Annotated in this window: 13 protein-coding genes and 1 tRNA gene; 5 read left to right on the forward strand and 9 right to left on the reverse strand. The window is 53.6% G+C overall.

Translation table 11 applies throughout. The features are described from left to right. Positions 1–76: 76 nt before the first annotated feature. Positions 77–1,768: a chloride channel protein gene (locus D9A02_RS12965; RefSeq protein WP_120501361.1), complete on the reverse strand. Its 1,692-nt coding sequence runs from the start codon at positions 1,766–1,768 to the stop codon at positions 77–79. A 96-nt stretch (positions 1,769–1,864) separates the two neighbouring features. Between D9A02_RS12965 and D9A02_RS12970 the strand changes: the two genes are divergently transcribed. Beyond that, positions 1,865–3,244 (forward strand): FAD-binding oxidoreductase, encoded by a 1,380-nt coding sequence (locus D9A02_RS12970; protein WP_120501362.1) that lies wholly within the window; start codon positions 1,865–1,867, stop codon positions 3,242–3,244. 322 nt (positions 3,245–3,566) lie between these two features. Here D9A02_RS12970 and D9A02_RS12975 read toward each other — a convergent pair whose 3' ends face one another. Next, entirely contained in the window at positions 3,567–4,457 is an 891-nt protein-coding gene (locus D9A02_RS12975) for a DMT family transporter (protein ID WP_120501363.1), read from the reverse strand. Between the two features lie 72 nt (positions 4,458–4,529). Here D9A02_RS12975 and D9A02_RS12980 point away from each other — a divergent pair, with 72 nt between their 5' ends. Next, entirely contained in the window at positions 4,530–4,877 is a 348-nt protein-coding gene (locus tag D9A02_RS12980) for a helix-turn-helix domain-containing protein (RefSeq protein ID WP_120502527.1), read from the forward strand. Between the two features lie 21 nt (positions 4,878–4,898). On the opposite strand, the gene D9A02_RS12985 is transcribed toward D9A02_RS12980, so the two are convergent. The 7 genes from D9A02_RS12985 to tgt all read right to left on the reverse strand — a co-directional run bounded on the left by D9A02_RS12985 (position 4,899) and on the right by tgt (position 12,560). Continuing rightward, positions 4,899–5,132: a Flp family type IVb pilin gene (locus D9A02_RS12985; protein ID WP_254054632.1), complete on the reverse strand. Its 234-nt coding sequence runs from the start codon at positions 5,130–5,132 to the stop codon at positions 4,899–4,901. Positions 5,133–5,311: 179 nt separating this feature from the next. Beyond that, positions 5,312–6,403 carry a ribosome small subunit-dependent GTPase A gene (rsgA, locus tag D9A02_RS12990; RefSeq protein WP_120501364.1) on the reverse strand — a complete coding sequence of 364 codons (1,092 nt, stop codon included), beginning with the start codon at positions 6,401–6,403 and terminating at the stop codon, positions 5,312–5,314. Positions 6,404–6,983: 580 nt separating this feature from the next. Next, positions 6,984–7,059: transfer RNA gene (locus D9A02_RS12995), tRNA-Val, on the reverse strand. A gap of 79 nt (positions 7,060–7,138) precedes the next feature. Then, on the reverse strand, positions 7,139–7,735 hold the full coding sequence (locus tag D9A02_RS13000; RefSeq protein ID WP_120501365.1) for a histidine phosphatase family protein: 597 nt from the start codon (positions 7,733–7,735) through the stop codon (positions 7,139–7,141). 32 nt (positions 7,736–7,767) lie between these two features. Then, a complete protein-coding gene (locus tag D9A02_RS13005; RefSeq protein ID WP_120501366.1) occupies positions 7,768–8,349 on the reverse strand; it encodes a histidine phosphatase family protein in 582 nt (193 codons plus the stop codon). A 184-nt stretch (positions 8,350–8,533) separates the two neighbouring features. After that, positions 8,534–10,945, reverse strand: coding sequence for an endopeptidase La (gene lon / locus D9A02_RS13010; RefSeq protein WP_120501367.1), 2,412 nt, complete (start codon positions 10,943–10,945; stop codon positions 8,534–8,536). A 487-nt stretch (positions 10,946–11,432) separates the two neighbouring features. Then, positions 11,433–12,560: a tRNA guanosine(34) transglycosylase Tgt gene (gene tgt, locus D9A02_RS13015; RefSeq protein ID WP_120502529.1), complete on the reverse strand. Its 1,128-nt coding sequence runs from the start codon at positions 12,558–12,560 to the stop codon at positions 11,433–11,435. A gap of 141 nt (positions 12,561–12,701) precedes the next feature. Here tgt and rimK point away from each other — a divergent pair, with 141 nt between their 5' ends. From rimK to D9A02_RS13030, 3 genes are all read left to right on the forward strand, one after another. Beyond that, positions 12,702–14,108, forward strand: coding sequence for a 30S ribosomal protein S6--L-glutamate ligase (gene rimK / locus D9A02_RS13020; protein WP_120501368.1), 1,407 nt, complete (start codon positions 12,702–12,704; stop codon positions 14,106–14,108). Between the two features lie 182 nt (positions 14,109–14,290). After that, entirely contained in the window at positions 14,291–15,178 is an 888-nt protein-coding gene (locus D9A02_RS13025) for an SPFH domain-containing protein (protein ID WP_120501369.1), read from the forward strand. Continuing rightward, on the forward strand, positions 15,175–15,447 hold the full coding sequence (locus tag D9A02_RS13030) for an NfeD family protein (RefSeq protein ID WP_120501370.1): 273 nt from the start codon (positions 15,175–15,177) through the stop codon (positions 15,445–15,447). Before D9A02_RS13025 ends, D9A02_RS13030 begins: the two co-directional genes overlap by 4 nt. The last annotated feature ends 32 nt before the right edge of the window (positions 15,448–15,479 follow it).

Consider the following 15,479-nt stretch of genomic DNA (forward strand, 5'->3'; position numbering starts at 1 on the left):
CATGCCCGAGGCGGAGGCCAGAGGTCGACAACGAGACATACTGCGCGCCGCAGGCGCACATCTTAACGGGACAAACTTACCGGTGCTCTTCTGCTGACACCTCAGCCAACGACCGGTTGAACGCCCACAGTGCGTCGACCTGATGCAAAGTGCCCCATAATTCTGCCGCTTCGCCCTCTCCGGCCAAGGTCACAACCGGAATGTACGAAACATTGCTGCGTTCAAATATTGGCATGGCCGACTCCAAAGTGGCATTGCCATCGATGTAAATCCCATCCTCGATCAACCCCCAACAGGCCTCCTCGGTTGGGCTTGTGTCTGTTCCCAGTGGCCGCATCAGTTTGGCCACACGGTGCATCGCCAGCAAATAGGCCTGAGGTCCGGCAGCCAGATGCACGCCACGTCGTTCCAACTGTGTCAGGAAAAACGACCGTTCAACCAATCGCGATGCCAGTGCGGTTGACATCGACACCGCCACCAGCACCGCAAGCCCGGTCTGCCAGTCTCCGGTCAGCTCAAACACAATCAGCGTTGTAGAAATTGGCGCACCAAGAACAGCCGCTGCCACAGCCCCCAACCCCGCAAGCGCATAGAGCGTGTGTGATCCCGATACTTGTGGAAAAATCGCTGTTGCGATCAAACCAAAGGCTAGTCCGGTCAGCGCACCAATCATCAACGAGGGCGAAAACACACCACCCCCCATGCGCCCACCGATGGTAATGGCCACAGCCAACACCTTAAGCACAGTGAACACGATCGCCTCCCACAGCAACAACTCACCCGTCAATGCCGCCGAGGTAGTTTCATAGCCAACCCCAATGATATGCGGAAACCAAATCGCGAGGACCCCAAGCATTAGCCCCGCAATTGTTGGGCGCAGCCAGCGTGGCAATCGCAAACGGTCTTGCACGCGGCTGGCCAGGTCATCGGCAAAGAAAATCGAATGCATCAACGCCGTGGCCACCAGACCGCAGAGCAAACCCAACAACAAGAACGCTGGCAGCTCGACGTAGAATTCCAACGTATTTGCCAAAGGCAAAGCATATTCGGCAGTTTCGTCAAATTCGATCCGGTTGATGATCGTGCCGGCCACACTGGCAATTGCGATGGGCGCAAAGGCGTGCACTGCAAAGTGACGCAACACCACCTCAAGCGCGAATAGCGCCCCGGCAATCGGCGCATTGAATGAGGCCGACACCGCCGCCGCTACTGCGCAGCCCAACAAATCACGGCTAGTGATACCACTGGCCGCGATTTTATCACTGACCCAGGTCGAAATCATCCCCGCCATATGCACCACCGGGCCTTCTCGCCCGCTGGACCCGCCAGTTCCCAACGTCACCAAAGAGGCCAGCGCTGATCCAAGACCTGCTTTTGTCTCAACCCGGCCATCATTTATGGCGGCCCCTTCGATCACGTCAGCAACGGACCGCACCCGCGCATCCGGGGTCAGCTTGTGCAATATTATCCCAACAACAAAACCACCCACCATTGGCACCAAAAGAATCCAATACCAAGGAAGTTCCAGCGCAAAGCTATGCAACCGGTGTACGTCATCTGTTCCATAAAAAAAACGCTGTAATGCATTGATAGACTTTCGAAAAAACAACGCGGCACTACCCGCTGCAATACCAATTATTAGGGCAATAACCCAAAATTGAAACTGACTGGGGCCTCGCTGGCGCAGCGTTTTCCAAGCCGTGCGCAAACCAGCACGCGCCTCTTGCGCTTTGTCGCGCAACAGCGCACGTACCTCAGAATCCTGCATACCATATCTGCCCAGTTGAATCGCGGATCAAAGCGCCCTTTCCTGTTCCACAGTATACACTTAAACTGCGCAGGTCATCCAAACGAAAGGCAGGATATGGAACTTCAGGCCGCGATTGTCGAATTAACCTCATTATTAGGGCAACGCCTCAGCCTGTCCACGTCTGATCTGGATATTCACGGCAGAAGTGAGACCCATTTCCCGCTCTCGCCGCCAGATGCCGTGGCCTATCCGGCAACCACCGATGAAGTTGCACAAATCACTCGCATTTGTGCCCGCCATCATTGCCCGATTGTGGCTTGGGGCGTTGGCACCTCACTCGAAGGGCAAACTCAGATCATCTCAGGTGGGGTTTGCGTGGATTTTTCACAAATGAACGCCATCCTAGCCGTCCACCCCGAGAACATGAGCGTCACCATTCAGCCCGGTGTTACCCGCGAGGCCCTCAACGAAGAGCTACGCGCCACAGGTCTGTTTTTCCCGGTCGACCCCGGTGCCAATGCCACGTTGGGCGGCATGGCCTCCACCCGCGCCTCCGGCACCACGGCGGTCCGGTATGGCACCATGCGCGACAATGTGCAGGCGCTTGAGGTGGTCACCGCAAACGGAGAAATCATCCGCACCGGCACCAAAGCCCGTAAATCCTCCTCTGGTTACGACCTCACTGCCTTGTTTGTCGGAGCCGAAGGCACCTTGGGTCTGATCACCGAGCTCACCCTGCGCCTTCACGGCCAACCCGAGGCGATATCGGGCGCCGTCTGCGCTTTTCCCACGGTCTTGGACGCGGTGAACGCGGTGACGGAAACCATCCAGATGGGCCTGCCCATGGCCCGAATTGAGCTGATGGACACTTATTCAGTACGTGCCGTGAACGCTTATTCCCAGATGAACCTGCCCGAGCAGCCGCATTTACTGGTGGAATTTCACGGCTCAAACAGTGCCGTGGATGAACAAGCCACGCTGTTTGGCGACATTGCCGCAGATCACAGCGGCGCAGGTTTCCAATGGGCCAAGCAAGAGGAAGACCGCCGCGCCCTTTGGGCCATGCGGCACAGTGCCTATCACGCAATTCTGGCCACTCGCCCCGGCGCACAGGCCTTAGTAACTGATGTCTGCGTGCCAATCTCGCGCCTATCCGAGACGATCAACGCCGCCCGCCATGATCTGGCAGAGCTGGGTTATGAAACAGCCCCCATATTGGGCCATGTTGGCGATGGCAATTTTCACGCCACTCTGCTGTTTGATGAGGGCGACACAGACGCACAAGAACGCGCAGTTAAAGCCTCTCATCGCTTGGTAGAACGCGCACTTGAATTCGACGGTACCGCCACTGGTGAACATGGCATCGGTCTGGGCAAACAAAAATACATGGCGCAAGAACATGGCGCCGCTTGGGGTGTGATGGGCATGATCAAACAAACACTTGATCCCAAAAACATCATGAACCCAGGCAAACTGGTGCCGTCAAGGAATTAATGAATTTGGTGGAGGTTTCGAAAAGGCTTTACAGCCGACCTGTGCCTTTCACCAAGATGCCTAATAACCTTGCAGGTAGACCAGAGTAATCTATCCCGCGTTCCCCAGTGAAACTCACGAAATTTCCCTAGTTCCGAGCGCAATTGCCGGCACCTTGCACTGCGCACTCATGGCATCCTGAATAGCATCGGCAACCAAATTCGCCTCTAGGCTATTTCCAAAGTAATAAGGCATATCATCCCATCTCTTTTGCCATAATATGATCACGGCCTGTGGGCTGCCCCAGCTTCACAATGGTTAATAAATATTGGTTCAAACCAATTTAGGCGATTACAATTATGCCCATGCCCAACACCGCAAGCGTCGCCCCCAACATCGCCAAAATGCCCGGCGGCGTGCCTTCTTTTATCCAGATCACAAATAACACCAACACAGGCGACAAAGACCCAAGCACGGCAACAACGCCCGCATGATAATGGGCAAAGGCATAAAGCAGCAAAGACGATGACACCGCATAGCCAATAACGCCCGGCACAATAGTTTGACACACCAACTGGGGTGTCATTTCAGCCTGCGGTCGGAAGATCTGTGCCGGCCAGAGCCCGACAACAGATATGATCAAGGCTGCACCAAGCAACCGAATGGCCGAGGCTGCCAGCGGTTCCGTCCCTGCTTGCATAGCCGGTTTCATAATCAAGAACCCCATGCCCTGACAGGCCGTTGCCACAAGCCCCAACACGATCACCGACATTATAGAACCAGTAAGATGATCGGTTTCCCCGACCTCATCACTGCCATATTGGATTGCAAGAAATACTCCGCATAGAACAACGGCCGCTCCCAACAGGTCGCTGTATTCGATCGCCTCCCCCAGCCAGAGGTAGGCCATGATCATCACAAATACACCTTTGAACGTCAGTAGCAGCTCTGTCCGTCGGGGGCCGCCACGCCGCAGGCATTCGATCATCGCCAGATTGCCCAAAATGATACCAAAACAAATGCTGACGACAAAAGCAGGCCAATACGCCCAAGCCACACTGTGCCAAAGGCCAAAGACGGTGCAAATCACCGCCAGCAGCGCGGCGCAGACAATCAGCTGTATCCGGGTAAATTCAAACGCGCCAAGCGCCCGTGCCGGGGCCTGCGCAAGAACAATCCCAACCGCCCAGCCGGTGGATGCCCCAACAGCCGCGCACAATGGCAAAATAAACATGACATGGCCCCTCGGATCCGCTACATATTTGATAGCAATAATTTGCTACACAAAAGATAGCAAGAGGATATGATGCCCCAAACCACCCCTCTCCCCGGCGCACCTGTACGCGGGTCAAAATCCGGAAAACCGATCATGGCACTGTTTGACCTGCTTGGTCGAAGTTGGGCTTTAGGAATACTTTGGCAGCTTTCTGCAGGTCCGCTGACATTTCGTCAGCTACAGGACAAATGCGAATCTGTGTCCCCCACCGTGCTGAACAAACGCCTCAAAGAATTGCGCGAAAGTCAGTTTATTGAACGTGGTTCAGAGGGGTATCAACTTTCACCAACGGGTGTTGATTTGTTTCATCTGCTGAAACCCTTTGGCCCGTTCGCCAGACATTGGGCCGATAAGTTGCAACTTACGATCGCGATGTAACGACACCCGCAATCTACGATATCAGACACCAACCGTAAGGTTTTGCAGATATTCCATAAGTTTAGTGGTCAAAGCAGCTACGCCCCCCTCAACACCAGAGAATGCTGCAGCAATCAAGCCAACGATCATCGCGGTCAAAACCACCCAATCAACACTTACTGCGCCATCTTGGTTCTGCCATAATTGTTTGAAGTATCTTGCCATATACCGCCCCAACCACGTTACCATCCACCCCATAAGCAGGGTGCATAACACGCTCCCTCCTTAAAGCAAAAGGCCTTATTAATTTACAACTCATGATTGTCAAGCATGGCTATTGTGTGGCTACCTTCTGAATAATTCATACAATCCAGTATTGCGCGATCAAGCCGCCCACAAATAGAATGATCCAGCACACCAAAGAGCATCAAAATCAATGGTATGATATTCGCGTATCATTGCTTGCCCTTTCTTCTTTTGCTCTGCTTTTGGATCATACGGACGGTCTTGCCAAAGGCTTTATCTTTTGACTTGCGCTCCGATAGACTGGCCGAGTTGAACTCCTCCTCCGCCATCAGCTTGCGCCAGCGACCCAGGCGTGCGGCGTCGATCGCGCCTTCGTCAAGCGCCTTCAAAACCGCACATCCCGGCTCTGCATCATGCGCACAGTCATTGAACTTACATTGCCCCGCAAGACTGTGCAGATCCGCAAACAAGTTCTCAATGCCCGCCGCCACATCAGTCAACTGCAGCTCGCGCATCCCAGGTGTGTCCAGAACCACGCAGCCCCCCGGCACAACATGCAATTGCCGCCGAGTCGTGGTATGCCGCCCCTTGTCATCATCTTCGCGAATAGCCTGCGTTTCAATCAATTGGGTCCCCGTCAACGCATTGGTCAAGGTCGATTTACCCACCCCGGATGACCCCAGAAAGGCCACCGTTTTACCCGGCACACACCACGGCGCAAGCTTCACCTTGGGTTCATCCCCACGCGCATCAAGCACCACCACCTGCACCAGCTCCGAGATCGCCTGCGCCTGCGCTAGATACTCCGCAGCAGACACCGCCAAATCACTCTTGGTCAGGATGATCACCGGCGTGATTTCGGCCTCAAGGATCAAGGCGATATACCGCTCTAGCCTCGCGACATTAAAATCCTGATTGCAAGATGTGACAATAAAAGCCGTGTCAATATTGGCCGCGATCAGCTGCGCCACCCGTTCCGTCCCCGGCGCGCGCCGCTTCAACAGGCTTTTGCGTTCCAAAACACGGCTCGCACCCGAATCCTGCGCGTCATACAACAGCCAGTCACCAACCGTCACCTTCGAGATCGGTGCAATGGTTGTGTCAATGTCATTGCCAACAACATGTAGGCCACTGCGATGCACTTCGATCACCCGAACCGGTGGGGTTTCAGTCAGCTCTTCAAGGCTGATCTGTTGGGCAAAACAAGGTTGCCACCCCAGCGTCTCGATGGTTGGCCTCTCACGCTTCTCCCCTCCACCGCTCATGCTGGGTGGAAGAAATTTGGAATAGTCCCTTGTCATTGGGGATATCTTTCATGTCAAAGCCACGGGACACCTTAAGGGTCCACCCCGGCTTATAGTGTTATTGTGTAATGATATTACAAAACCTCAAGTCCGCCAAATGTTGCCCATCAAATCGATTTGGCAGCACAGTATCTTCCATCGATTTTGTACCGGGAGGGTTGCTGCCTCCCCACATTAACAGGGCATGAAATCTCCATTGCGATTACGTCTCGTCTAAAATGCCTACGCGTCACTTTCAAGGCCGCTAAGAGTTCACCCGCGCATAGCGTGAAAGCTCCAGCCATATCCGAGCATTTTGTCGACAAAGGAACCCCCTGCTCCTTCTACAGACCAGATTGCCAAAGATACACTTCCTGCACATTCCTCCACGCACGTAACAGCAGACAGAGCCCGCCGTATATCCTCCCAAGCATTGTCGCGATTCAACGTCGTTTGGCTGTTTATTCACTGTAGCCATTGTCTGTATCTCCGTTGGTTGGAGACATCTTCATCGTCTAAGTGCAGCGGACACAGATACACAAAGCGCATAGATAATTATGCAATCAGTGTAAGTACTTTATACATTTAGCAGAAGGGATGGTGGGTGATGAGAGGCTCGAACTCCCGACATCTTCGGTGTAAACGAAGCGCTCTACCAACTGAGCTAATCACCCGTGAGGCGGGTCATAACTAAGCCTGAGGGTGGGCGCAAGCCCCCTTGAGACGGAAAATGCAGGATTTTTGAAAAACCTTTCAGATCCGCACTTCGTTTTCTTTCAGGCAGATCTCAGACCCATCTTGCAGACGGTAAATACACCCCTGTCCGCGTTCAAGTTGGCGCATATCTGAATCATCCAGGCACAAGGCCAATGCGCGCAACATCAAGCCCGTGACGCCATGGGTGATGACAACTGTGGGTCCGGTCAAATAATTCAAAAAGGATGTGCAACGTGCTTGCAACTCCGCCACGGATTCGCCGCCCGGAGCATTGGTAAACAAGGTAAATTCGGTGCTTGGACCGTCTTCCATTCCAAGTTCTTCAAATAAATCAGGCCTTGTGCGTCCTTCCCATTCTCCAGCCGATACCTCCTGCAGGCGCGCATCATATTTCACTTCCAGATCAATTCCTTGCAAGGCAATCTGCGCGGTCTGGCGTGTGCGGCCGAGCGGGCTGCAATAGACATCTGGCGTTGGAATGTCCTTGAGCAGCGCTTGCAACAACCGCCCCTGTGCTTCAGCCTGTGCATGTCCACGTTCCGTTAAAGCGGAATCGCGACGGCCCTGCAGGCGGCGCTCGACGTTCCAAATTGTTTCGCCATGCCTAAGCACATAGATTGGCGGTAAGGTCACATCTGTTCCACTTCGTCGTTACCCAAAAGGGATTATTGCAACACCTCGGCTTGCCCGCCTTGAATGTGATGTACCATGCCCTGCCCGCCGGGAACCTGTGACAAATTAGAGATGTCTAAACCCAACACCAGACAGCGCAGCATCCGCGAAGTCACCCCATGGGTTACAATTACGCTGGGGCCCTCAAGCCGGTGCAGGAACCCTTCTAACCGGGTTTGCATTTGTTCCTGTCGTTCACCATCCGGAGCCTGAAACTTCCAGACATGCGGATCATCAGAATGTTCCAGATTAGGATTCGCCGATTTAATATCGGCGACGGTCATCCCCGACCAACCCCCGATTGCTATTTCCTGCAAGGCCGGATCAGTTTTGATATGGCAGTTACGCCCGTCCATCGCTATTTCTGCGGTCTGCAGCGCCCGTTTGGCCGGGCTCGAAAAAGCCTGCACACCTTGCTCTGGCAACGCAGCTTTCAAGATTTCTCTCTGCCGCACGGCTTGTGCTAGGCCACATTCGGTCAGCGGACTATCAAACAGCCCCTGCAGGCGCCCAAGGACATTCCACTCGGTCTCGCCATGGCGTAAAATCCAAAGCTCTGGGAAGGCTTGGTTCATCAGCGCAAATCACTATGTTTCACGGGTGCCACGCGAATGATCAGGTAGCACAAAATTACGATTCCATAATCCATAATGGATCATAAATCGCGTCTCAAGGGCTGCTACCGAAAGCACCTAACAATCACATAAAAACAATAAAGGGCGCTACAACAGCGCCCTTTATTTTATGCATGATCAACGATTAGTGCGCGGTTGCGCCCGCCCCACCTGTACCGACTTTAAGCGCGGCTTCGGCGGCGGCGGCCTCTTCGGCGGCTTCATCCCATTCGATCGGTTCAGGCTCTCCAGTCAGGGCCAGTTTGAGCACCTCAGAGACATGTGTAACTGGGATGATTTTCAGCCCTTGTTTTACATTGTCCGGGATTTCAGCCAAATCCTTTTCGTTCTCTTCAGGGATCAGAACCGTTTTGATGCCGCCACGTAGCGCCGCCAACAGCTTTTCCTTGAGCCCACCTATGGCCAAGGCATTGCCACGCAATGTGACCTCACCCGTCATAGCGATATCTTTGCGTACAGGGATATCTGTCAGAACCGACACAATCGATGTCACCATCGCCAGACCGGCACTTGGCCCGTCTTTTGGCGTTGCCCCTTCGGGCACGTGAACGTGGATATCCATCTTGTCAAACTTCGGTGGCTTCACCCCGATCTGTGGCGCGATTGAGCGCACGTAACTGGACGCGGCATCGATCGATTCCTTCATCACATCGCCCAGCTTACCCGTGGTTTTCATCCGGCCTTTGCCCGGCAAGCGCAGGGCCTCGATGTTCAGCAATTCACCGCCAACGGATGTGTAGGCCAGACCAGTAACAACACCTACCTGATCGCGATCCTCCGCCAGACCATAGCGGAATTTTTTAACGCCAAGATAGTCAGAAATATTTTCTGATGTAACTTCAATTACTTCTGCCTCTTTCTTAACGATTTTGGTCACGGCTTTACGGGCAATTTTCGCGATCTCACGCTCAAGATTCCGCACCCCAGCCTCGCGGGTATAGTGACGTACTATATCCAGCAAAGCATCATCCTTAAGGGAAAATTCCTTGGCTTTTAAACCATGATTTTTGACCTGCTTGGTGATCAGGTGGCGTCGGGCGATCTCGGTTTTCTCGTCCTCGGTGTAACCCGCCAGCGGAATGATCTCCATCCGGTCCAACAGTGGCCCGGGCATGTTGTAGCTGTTCGAGGTGGTCAGGAACATCACGTTCGACAAATCATATTCTACCTCAAGGTAGTGATCCATGAAGGTGTTGTTTTGTTCTGGGTCCAGAACTTCAAGCATCGCACTGGCTGGATCACCACGGAAGTCCTGCCCCATCTTGTCAATCTCGTCGAGCAAGATTAGCGGGTTGGTGGTCTTGGCTTTTTTCAGTGCTTGAATGATCTTACCGGGCATCGACCCTATATAAGTCCGACGGTGACCGCGGATCTCAGATTCGTCGCGCACTCCGCCCAGTGAGATGCGGATAAATTCGCGTCCCGTTGCCTTGGCCACAGATTTACCAAGGCTGGTTTTACCCACGCCCGGCGGGCCAACAAGGCACATAATCGGGCCTTTAAGCTTTTTGGATCGTTGCTGTACTGCCAAGTATTCAACGATCCGTTCTTTGACCTTCTCGAGGCCGTAGTGATCGATATCCAGAACCTCTTCGGCTTTACTCAGATCCTTTTTGACCCGGCTGCGCACACCCCATGGAATGGACAGGATCCAGTCCAGATAGTTGCGCACAACGGTGGCTTCAGCACTCATCGGTGACATGTTCTTGAGCTTCTTCAGCTCGCCGTCGACTTTTTCACGCGCTTCTTTTGACAGTTTGGTGTCATTAATGCGCGCCTCAAGCTCGGCAATCTCACCTTCGCCCTCTTCCCCGTCGCCCAACTCTTTCTGAATGGCTTTCATCTGCTCATTCAAATAATATTCACGCTGGGTGCGTTCCATCTGCGATTTGACGCGGGTTTTAATCTTTTTCTCAACCTGCAGAACGCTCATTTCGCCCTGCATCAGGCCATAGACCTTTTCCAGCCGCTCACTGACCGAAAGCGTCTCAAGTAGTTCCTGCTTTTGCGCGACTTCAATGCCCAAATGCCCGGCAACCAGATCGGCCAGTTTTTCCGGCTCGGTGGTTTCGGAAATCGTTGCCAGTGCTTCTTCAGGGATGTTCTTTTTGACCTTGGCGTAGCGCTCGAACTCGCTTGTTACGGTGCGCAACAACGCCTCGATCGTGGCCTCATCACCCAGCTCCTCTTCAAGGAACGCGGCGCGGGCCTCAAAAAAACTATCATTTTCTAGGTATTCATCAATTTGAATGCGCGCAACGCCTTCGACCAACACCTTAACAGTGCCATCTGGCAGTTTCAGTAGCTGCAGTACATTCGCCAGAACACCAGAGCGGTAAATACCCTCCGCTTCGGGATCGTCCTCGCTTGGATCAATCTGGCTGGCCAGCAAAATCTGTTTATCGTCCTGCATCACCTCTTCAAGGGCACGCACAGATTTTTCACGCCCGACAAAGAGCGGCACAATCATATGCGGAAACACCACGATATCGCGCAGGGGCAATACGGGAAGCGACGCATTAAGGAATTCTGGCATTATTATATCCTGTATTAAGCAAGAAAGCTCCGGCCCCGAATAATCAGCAACCCCGGCCTTCTCCGTTTGACATGATTGATGTGGGCAGCGCGTGTCCGAATTTCAACCATATTCGGGCAACAATGCCTTGTCGGCTTAACAGGAGCAAGCCGCAAATCAATGCATTCGTCTCAAATTCTCTTTACGTTTTCTTCAGCCCAGTGCCATAGCAGCTAACACGGCGACCGAAGCCCACATAAAGGCAAAAATAGTATAGCTCATAATATAACTCACAATGCAGACATCCCAGTACACCTGCATCATACACCAAAACCCGCCACTCACCTATTCAGGCTTTCCTTACCCGGCGTCATTTCGGGTAAATGCGCTAATTTGAGCGCGAATACAGCAACAATCCAACGGGTTGGACTGCCTTTGTTTCACAAATCAAACTCCATGCTAAAGATTGCCCTCGTCCCTAAACAGAATCGCCTAGACCAACACATTATTAAAGTCGCTCAATATCGCCCTGTTCGCGCTGCGCGTGGAAGTCTGCCTCCCAAGCGGCAAAACGCCCCTCAGAAATTGCGCTCCGCATGCCTGCCATGAGGTCCTGATAGTAGTGCAGGTTGTGCCAGGTCAGCAACATCGAGCTGATCATCTCTTGGCTGCGGAACACATGGTGCAGATAGGCGCGACTATAGTTGCGGCAAGTCGGACATGTACAAGCATCGTCGATCGGGCGTGGGTCATCTTGATGACGGGCATTTTTGATGTTCAAAACCCCATGACGTGTCCAGCCCTGCCCTGTCCGACCAGAGCGTGACGGCAAAACACAGTCCATCATATCGATGCCGCGCTTAACAGCGCCAACAATATCATCTGGCTTGCCGACGCCCATCAGATAGCGCGGCTTGTCCTTGGGCAGATATCCTGGCGCATAATCCAGAACGCCAAACATGGCCTCCTGCCCCTCACCCACAGCCAATCCACCAACGGCATAGCCATCAAAGCCGATATTTTTCAGTGCCTCGGCAGATTCCTCACGCAATTCCGGCGTGACACCACCTTGCATGATCCCAAAGAGCGCATGACCCGGCCGATCGCCAAAGGCGTCCTTGGAGCGTTCCGCCCAACGCATGCTCAGCCGCATGCTTTCAGCAACTTCCTTATCAGTCGCAGGCAGTGCCGGGCATTCGTCGAAACACATGACAATGTCACTGCCCAACAGCTTCTGGATTTCCATCGACCGTTCGGGCGTCAGCTCGTGCTTGGAGCCATCAATATGCGATTTGAACGTCACCCCGTGTTCGTTTAATTTACGCAGCCCTGCTAGGCTCATCACCTGAAACCCACCGCTGTCGGTCAGAATGGGGCGCTCCCAGTTCATAAACTTATGCAGACCGCCCAGCTGATCGATCCGCTCCGCTGTGGGGCGCAGCATCAAGTGATAGGTATTGCCCAGCAAAATATCCGCCCCGGTCGCGCGCACGCTTTCGGGCATCATCGCCTTGACGGTCGCGGCTGTACCCACCGGCATAAACGCCGGTGTGCGGATCTCTCCGCGTGGGGTTGAGATGACGCCGGTGCGGGCTTGCCCGTCTTCGGCATTAAGGGAAAAGGAAAAGGTTCTCATGCCGCCCACATGCACCGGATCAGCGCATTTGCCAAGCCCCGGGTTGCACCCTGTGGTCATACATGTTGTGATCATGCCTTCAGGGAAAGGGTTTCCCACAATGACGGAAGCCCCAAAAACACAAAATAAGGAGGGACGCGATTGCCCACTCCCGATGACACAGACATTCTCAATTTCGGATGGGAAGAATGGATCAGCCTGCCTGATCTCGGCATTCCAGCGCTGCGCGCTAAAATCGATACCGGCGCCCGCACCAGCGCGCTACACGCATTTGACATAGAAACATTTGGCCCGGCAGCCAAGCCCAAGGTTCGCTTCACCCTTCACCCCATTCCCGGCCGCGATGATCTGGTGATCCCGTGTTCCGCATTGATTACTGATCGACGTGAAGTGACCTCATCCAATGGCGAAAAAGAGATGCGTTTTGTTATACAAAGCGACTTATCCGTCAGCGGTCAAAGCTGGCCGATTGAGATCACGCTCACCAACCGCGCCACGATGAATTCGCGTATGTTGCTGGGACGTACGGCGCTTAAGGACAATATCTCAATTGTTGCAACTGAGCGCTTCCAACAACCAGAACTCAATTATGACGTCTATCACACCTCAAAAATGCGTCAGGCCCAACCCAACAGATCCCTGCGGATCGCGGTTTTGTCACGTGAAGATAACTATTCCACCCGCCGTTTGGTGGAAGAGGGTGAAAAGCGTGGTCATACCGTTGAAGTGATCAACACCACCCGATGCTATATGACCATCAACGCCATGGCGCCGGATGTGCATTATGATGGCAAACGCCTGCCGCGCTTTGATGCGGTCATTCCACGCATTGGGGCATCAATCACGCCCTATGGCACTGCGATTGTACGGCAGTTCGAAACCATCGGCACCTATTGTGTGAACCCCTCGGCAGGTATTACAGCGAGCCGCGACAAGCTGCATGCGCACCAGTTGATGGCCCGTCACAAGGTCGGCATGCCCAACACCGCCTTTGCCGCCTCTCCCAAGGATACCGGCAATTTGATAGGATTGGTGGGCACCGCGCCGTTGATTGTCAAATTACTCGAATCCACCCAAGGCAAAGGTGTGGTGCTTGCCGAGACCAAAAAAGCCGCGGAATCGGTGATTGATGCCTTCCGGGGTCTCAAGGCCAACTTCTTGGTGCAGGATTTTGTCAAAGAGGCCGCCGGCGAAGACATTCGCTGTCTGGTGGTTGGTGGCAAGGTCGTCGCATCCATGAAACGCACGGGGGCCGAGGGCGATTTTCGCTCAAACCTGCATCGGGGTGGTAGTGCGCAATCGGTACGCATCACCAAGGAAGAGCGTGAAACCGCCCTGCGCGCGGCCAAAGCGTTTGATCTCAATCTTGCAGGTGTCGATCTCTTACGTTCAGAAAACGGGCCAAAGGTCCTTGAGGTCAACTCTTCACCAGGGCTTGAGGGTATTGAAAACTCTACCGGAAAAAATATCGCCGGAAAGTTGTATGATGTGATTGAATCGCACGCTCGCGCCACGCCGATCAAGCGACGTAAAACGGCTAAACCTTGACGTCAACCTAACGGCAGGGCCAGTACAGTATGGCCCTGCCTCGTTTTTATATCTGCTTTAAAAATTTCTACTCAGGTGCAATTACGGCCTTTTTCCTGCCCGGTTTTCCTTTTATCTGCGGTTGTAAATTTACTACAAACACCCATATGTATACCATTGCATACACAAATTGAGGATCCTTAATGGAAGACCTACTTCTCGATCTCGTCTCATCAAATCTGCTGTTTATTCTGCTGGCCGTCTTTGTCTTTGTCCTGATTTTTCGTGGGGTCAAGATTGTCCCTCAATCTGAGCAACATGTGGTCGAACGGTTTGGCCGGCTGCGCGCGGTGCTTGGGCCCGGTATTAACTTTATCGTGCCGTTTCTGGACAAAGTGCGCCACAAGATCTCTATTCTGGAACGCCAACTCCCGACCGCATCACAAGATGCTATCACCAAAGACAACGTTCTGGTGCAGGTCGACACATCGGTCTTTTATCGCATTACCCAACCCGAAAAGACAGTTTACCGCATTCGTGACGTCGACGCCGCAATCGCCACAACCGTCGCTGGTATCGTACGAGCACAGATCGGTCAAATGGACCTTGATGATGTGCAAGCCAACCGTGGCGGTTTGATCGATACCATCCAATCCTCAGTCGAAGACGCCGTTGATGACTGGGGCATCGAAGTGACGCGTGCCGAGATTCTGGATGTGAACCTTGATCAGGCCACCCGCGATGCGATGCTGCAGCAGCTGAACGCCGAGCGCGCCCGCCGCGCACAGGTGACCGAGGCCGAGGGCGCAAAACGCGCGGTCGAGCTAAACGCCGATGCCGAGCTGTATGCCGCTGAGCAGATCGCCAAGGCCCGCCGAGTTCAGGCCGAAGCAGAAGCCTATGCCACCAGCACCGTTGCCGCTGCCATTGCAGAAAATGGCCTAGAAGCCGCGCAATATCAGGTGGCCTTGAAACAAGTAGAAGCGTTGAACAAACTTGGCAGCAGCCCATCATCATCAACCATACTGGTCCCCGCAAATGCGCTTGAGGCCTTTGGCAACGCCTTCAACATGCTGAAAGGGAAATCATGACAGATCTTTGGGCACAATGGTGGGTCTGGCTAGGCGCAGCACTCGTACTCGCCATTCTCGAAACCCTTGCACCGGGATATATTTTCCTTGGTATCGCCCTAGGCGCGGCCATCACTGCCGGGGTTGTCGCCCTGCCCTTCAATATCGGCCTGCCCGCCCTTATGGCGGTGTTTGCGGTACTGTCTCTGATCTCGTGGTTCGCCCTGCGCCGCGCGTTTAAACCTGCCGACGATCAGACCCGAATTGTGCATGAAGACATCAACAAATAATAATCAGGCGGGATATTCCCGCCTTTTTGAAA

Source organism: Roseovarius sp. EL26 (assembly GCF_900327775.1).
Classification (GTDB): domain Bacteria; phylum Pseudomonadota; class Alphaproteobacteria; order Rhodobacterales; family Rhodobacteraceae; genus Roseovarius.

Coding starts and splice junctions, on each gene's coding strand:
- D9A02_RS12965 (WP_120501361.1), bottom strand. CDS start 1,768: ATGCAGGATTCTGAGGTACGTGCGCTGTTGCGCGACAAAGCGCAAGAG.
- D9A02_RS12970 (WP_120501362.1), top strand. CDS start 1,865: ATGGAACTTCAGGCCGCGATTGTCGAATTAACCTCATTATTAGGGCAA.
- D9A02_RS12975 (WP_120501363.1), bottom strand. CDS start 4,457: ATGTTTATTTTGCCATTGTGCGCGGCTGTTGGGGCATCCACCGGCTGG.
- D9A02_RS12980 (WP_120502527.1), top strand. CDS start 4,530: ATGCCCCAAACCACCCCTCTCCCCGGCGCACCTGTACGCGGGTCAAAA.
- rsgA (WP_120501364.1), bottom strand. CDS start 6,403: ATGACAAGGGACTATTCCAAATTTCTTCCACCCAGCATGAGCGGTGGA.
- D9A02_RS13005 (WP_120501366.1), bottom strand. CDS start 8,349: ATGAACCAAGCCTTCCCAGAGCTTTGGATTTTACGCCATGGCGAGACC.
- lon (WP_120501367.1), bottom strand. CDS start 10,945: ATGCCAGAATTCCTTAATGCGTCGCTTCCCGTATTGCCCCTGCGCGAT.
- tgt (WP_120502529.1), bottom strand. CDS start 12,560: ATGAGAACCTTTTCCTTTTCCCTTAATGCCGAAGACGGGCAAGCCCGC.
- D9A02_RS13025 (WP_120501369.1), top strand. CDS start 14,291: ATGGAAGACCTACTTCTCGATCTCGTCTCATCAAATCTGCTGTTTATT.
- D9A02_RS13030 (WP_120501370.1), top strand. CDS start 15,175: ATGACAGATCTTTGGGCACAATGGTGGGTCTGGCTAGGCGCAGCACTC.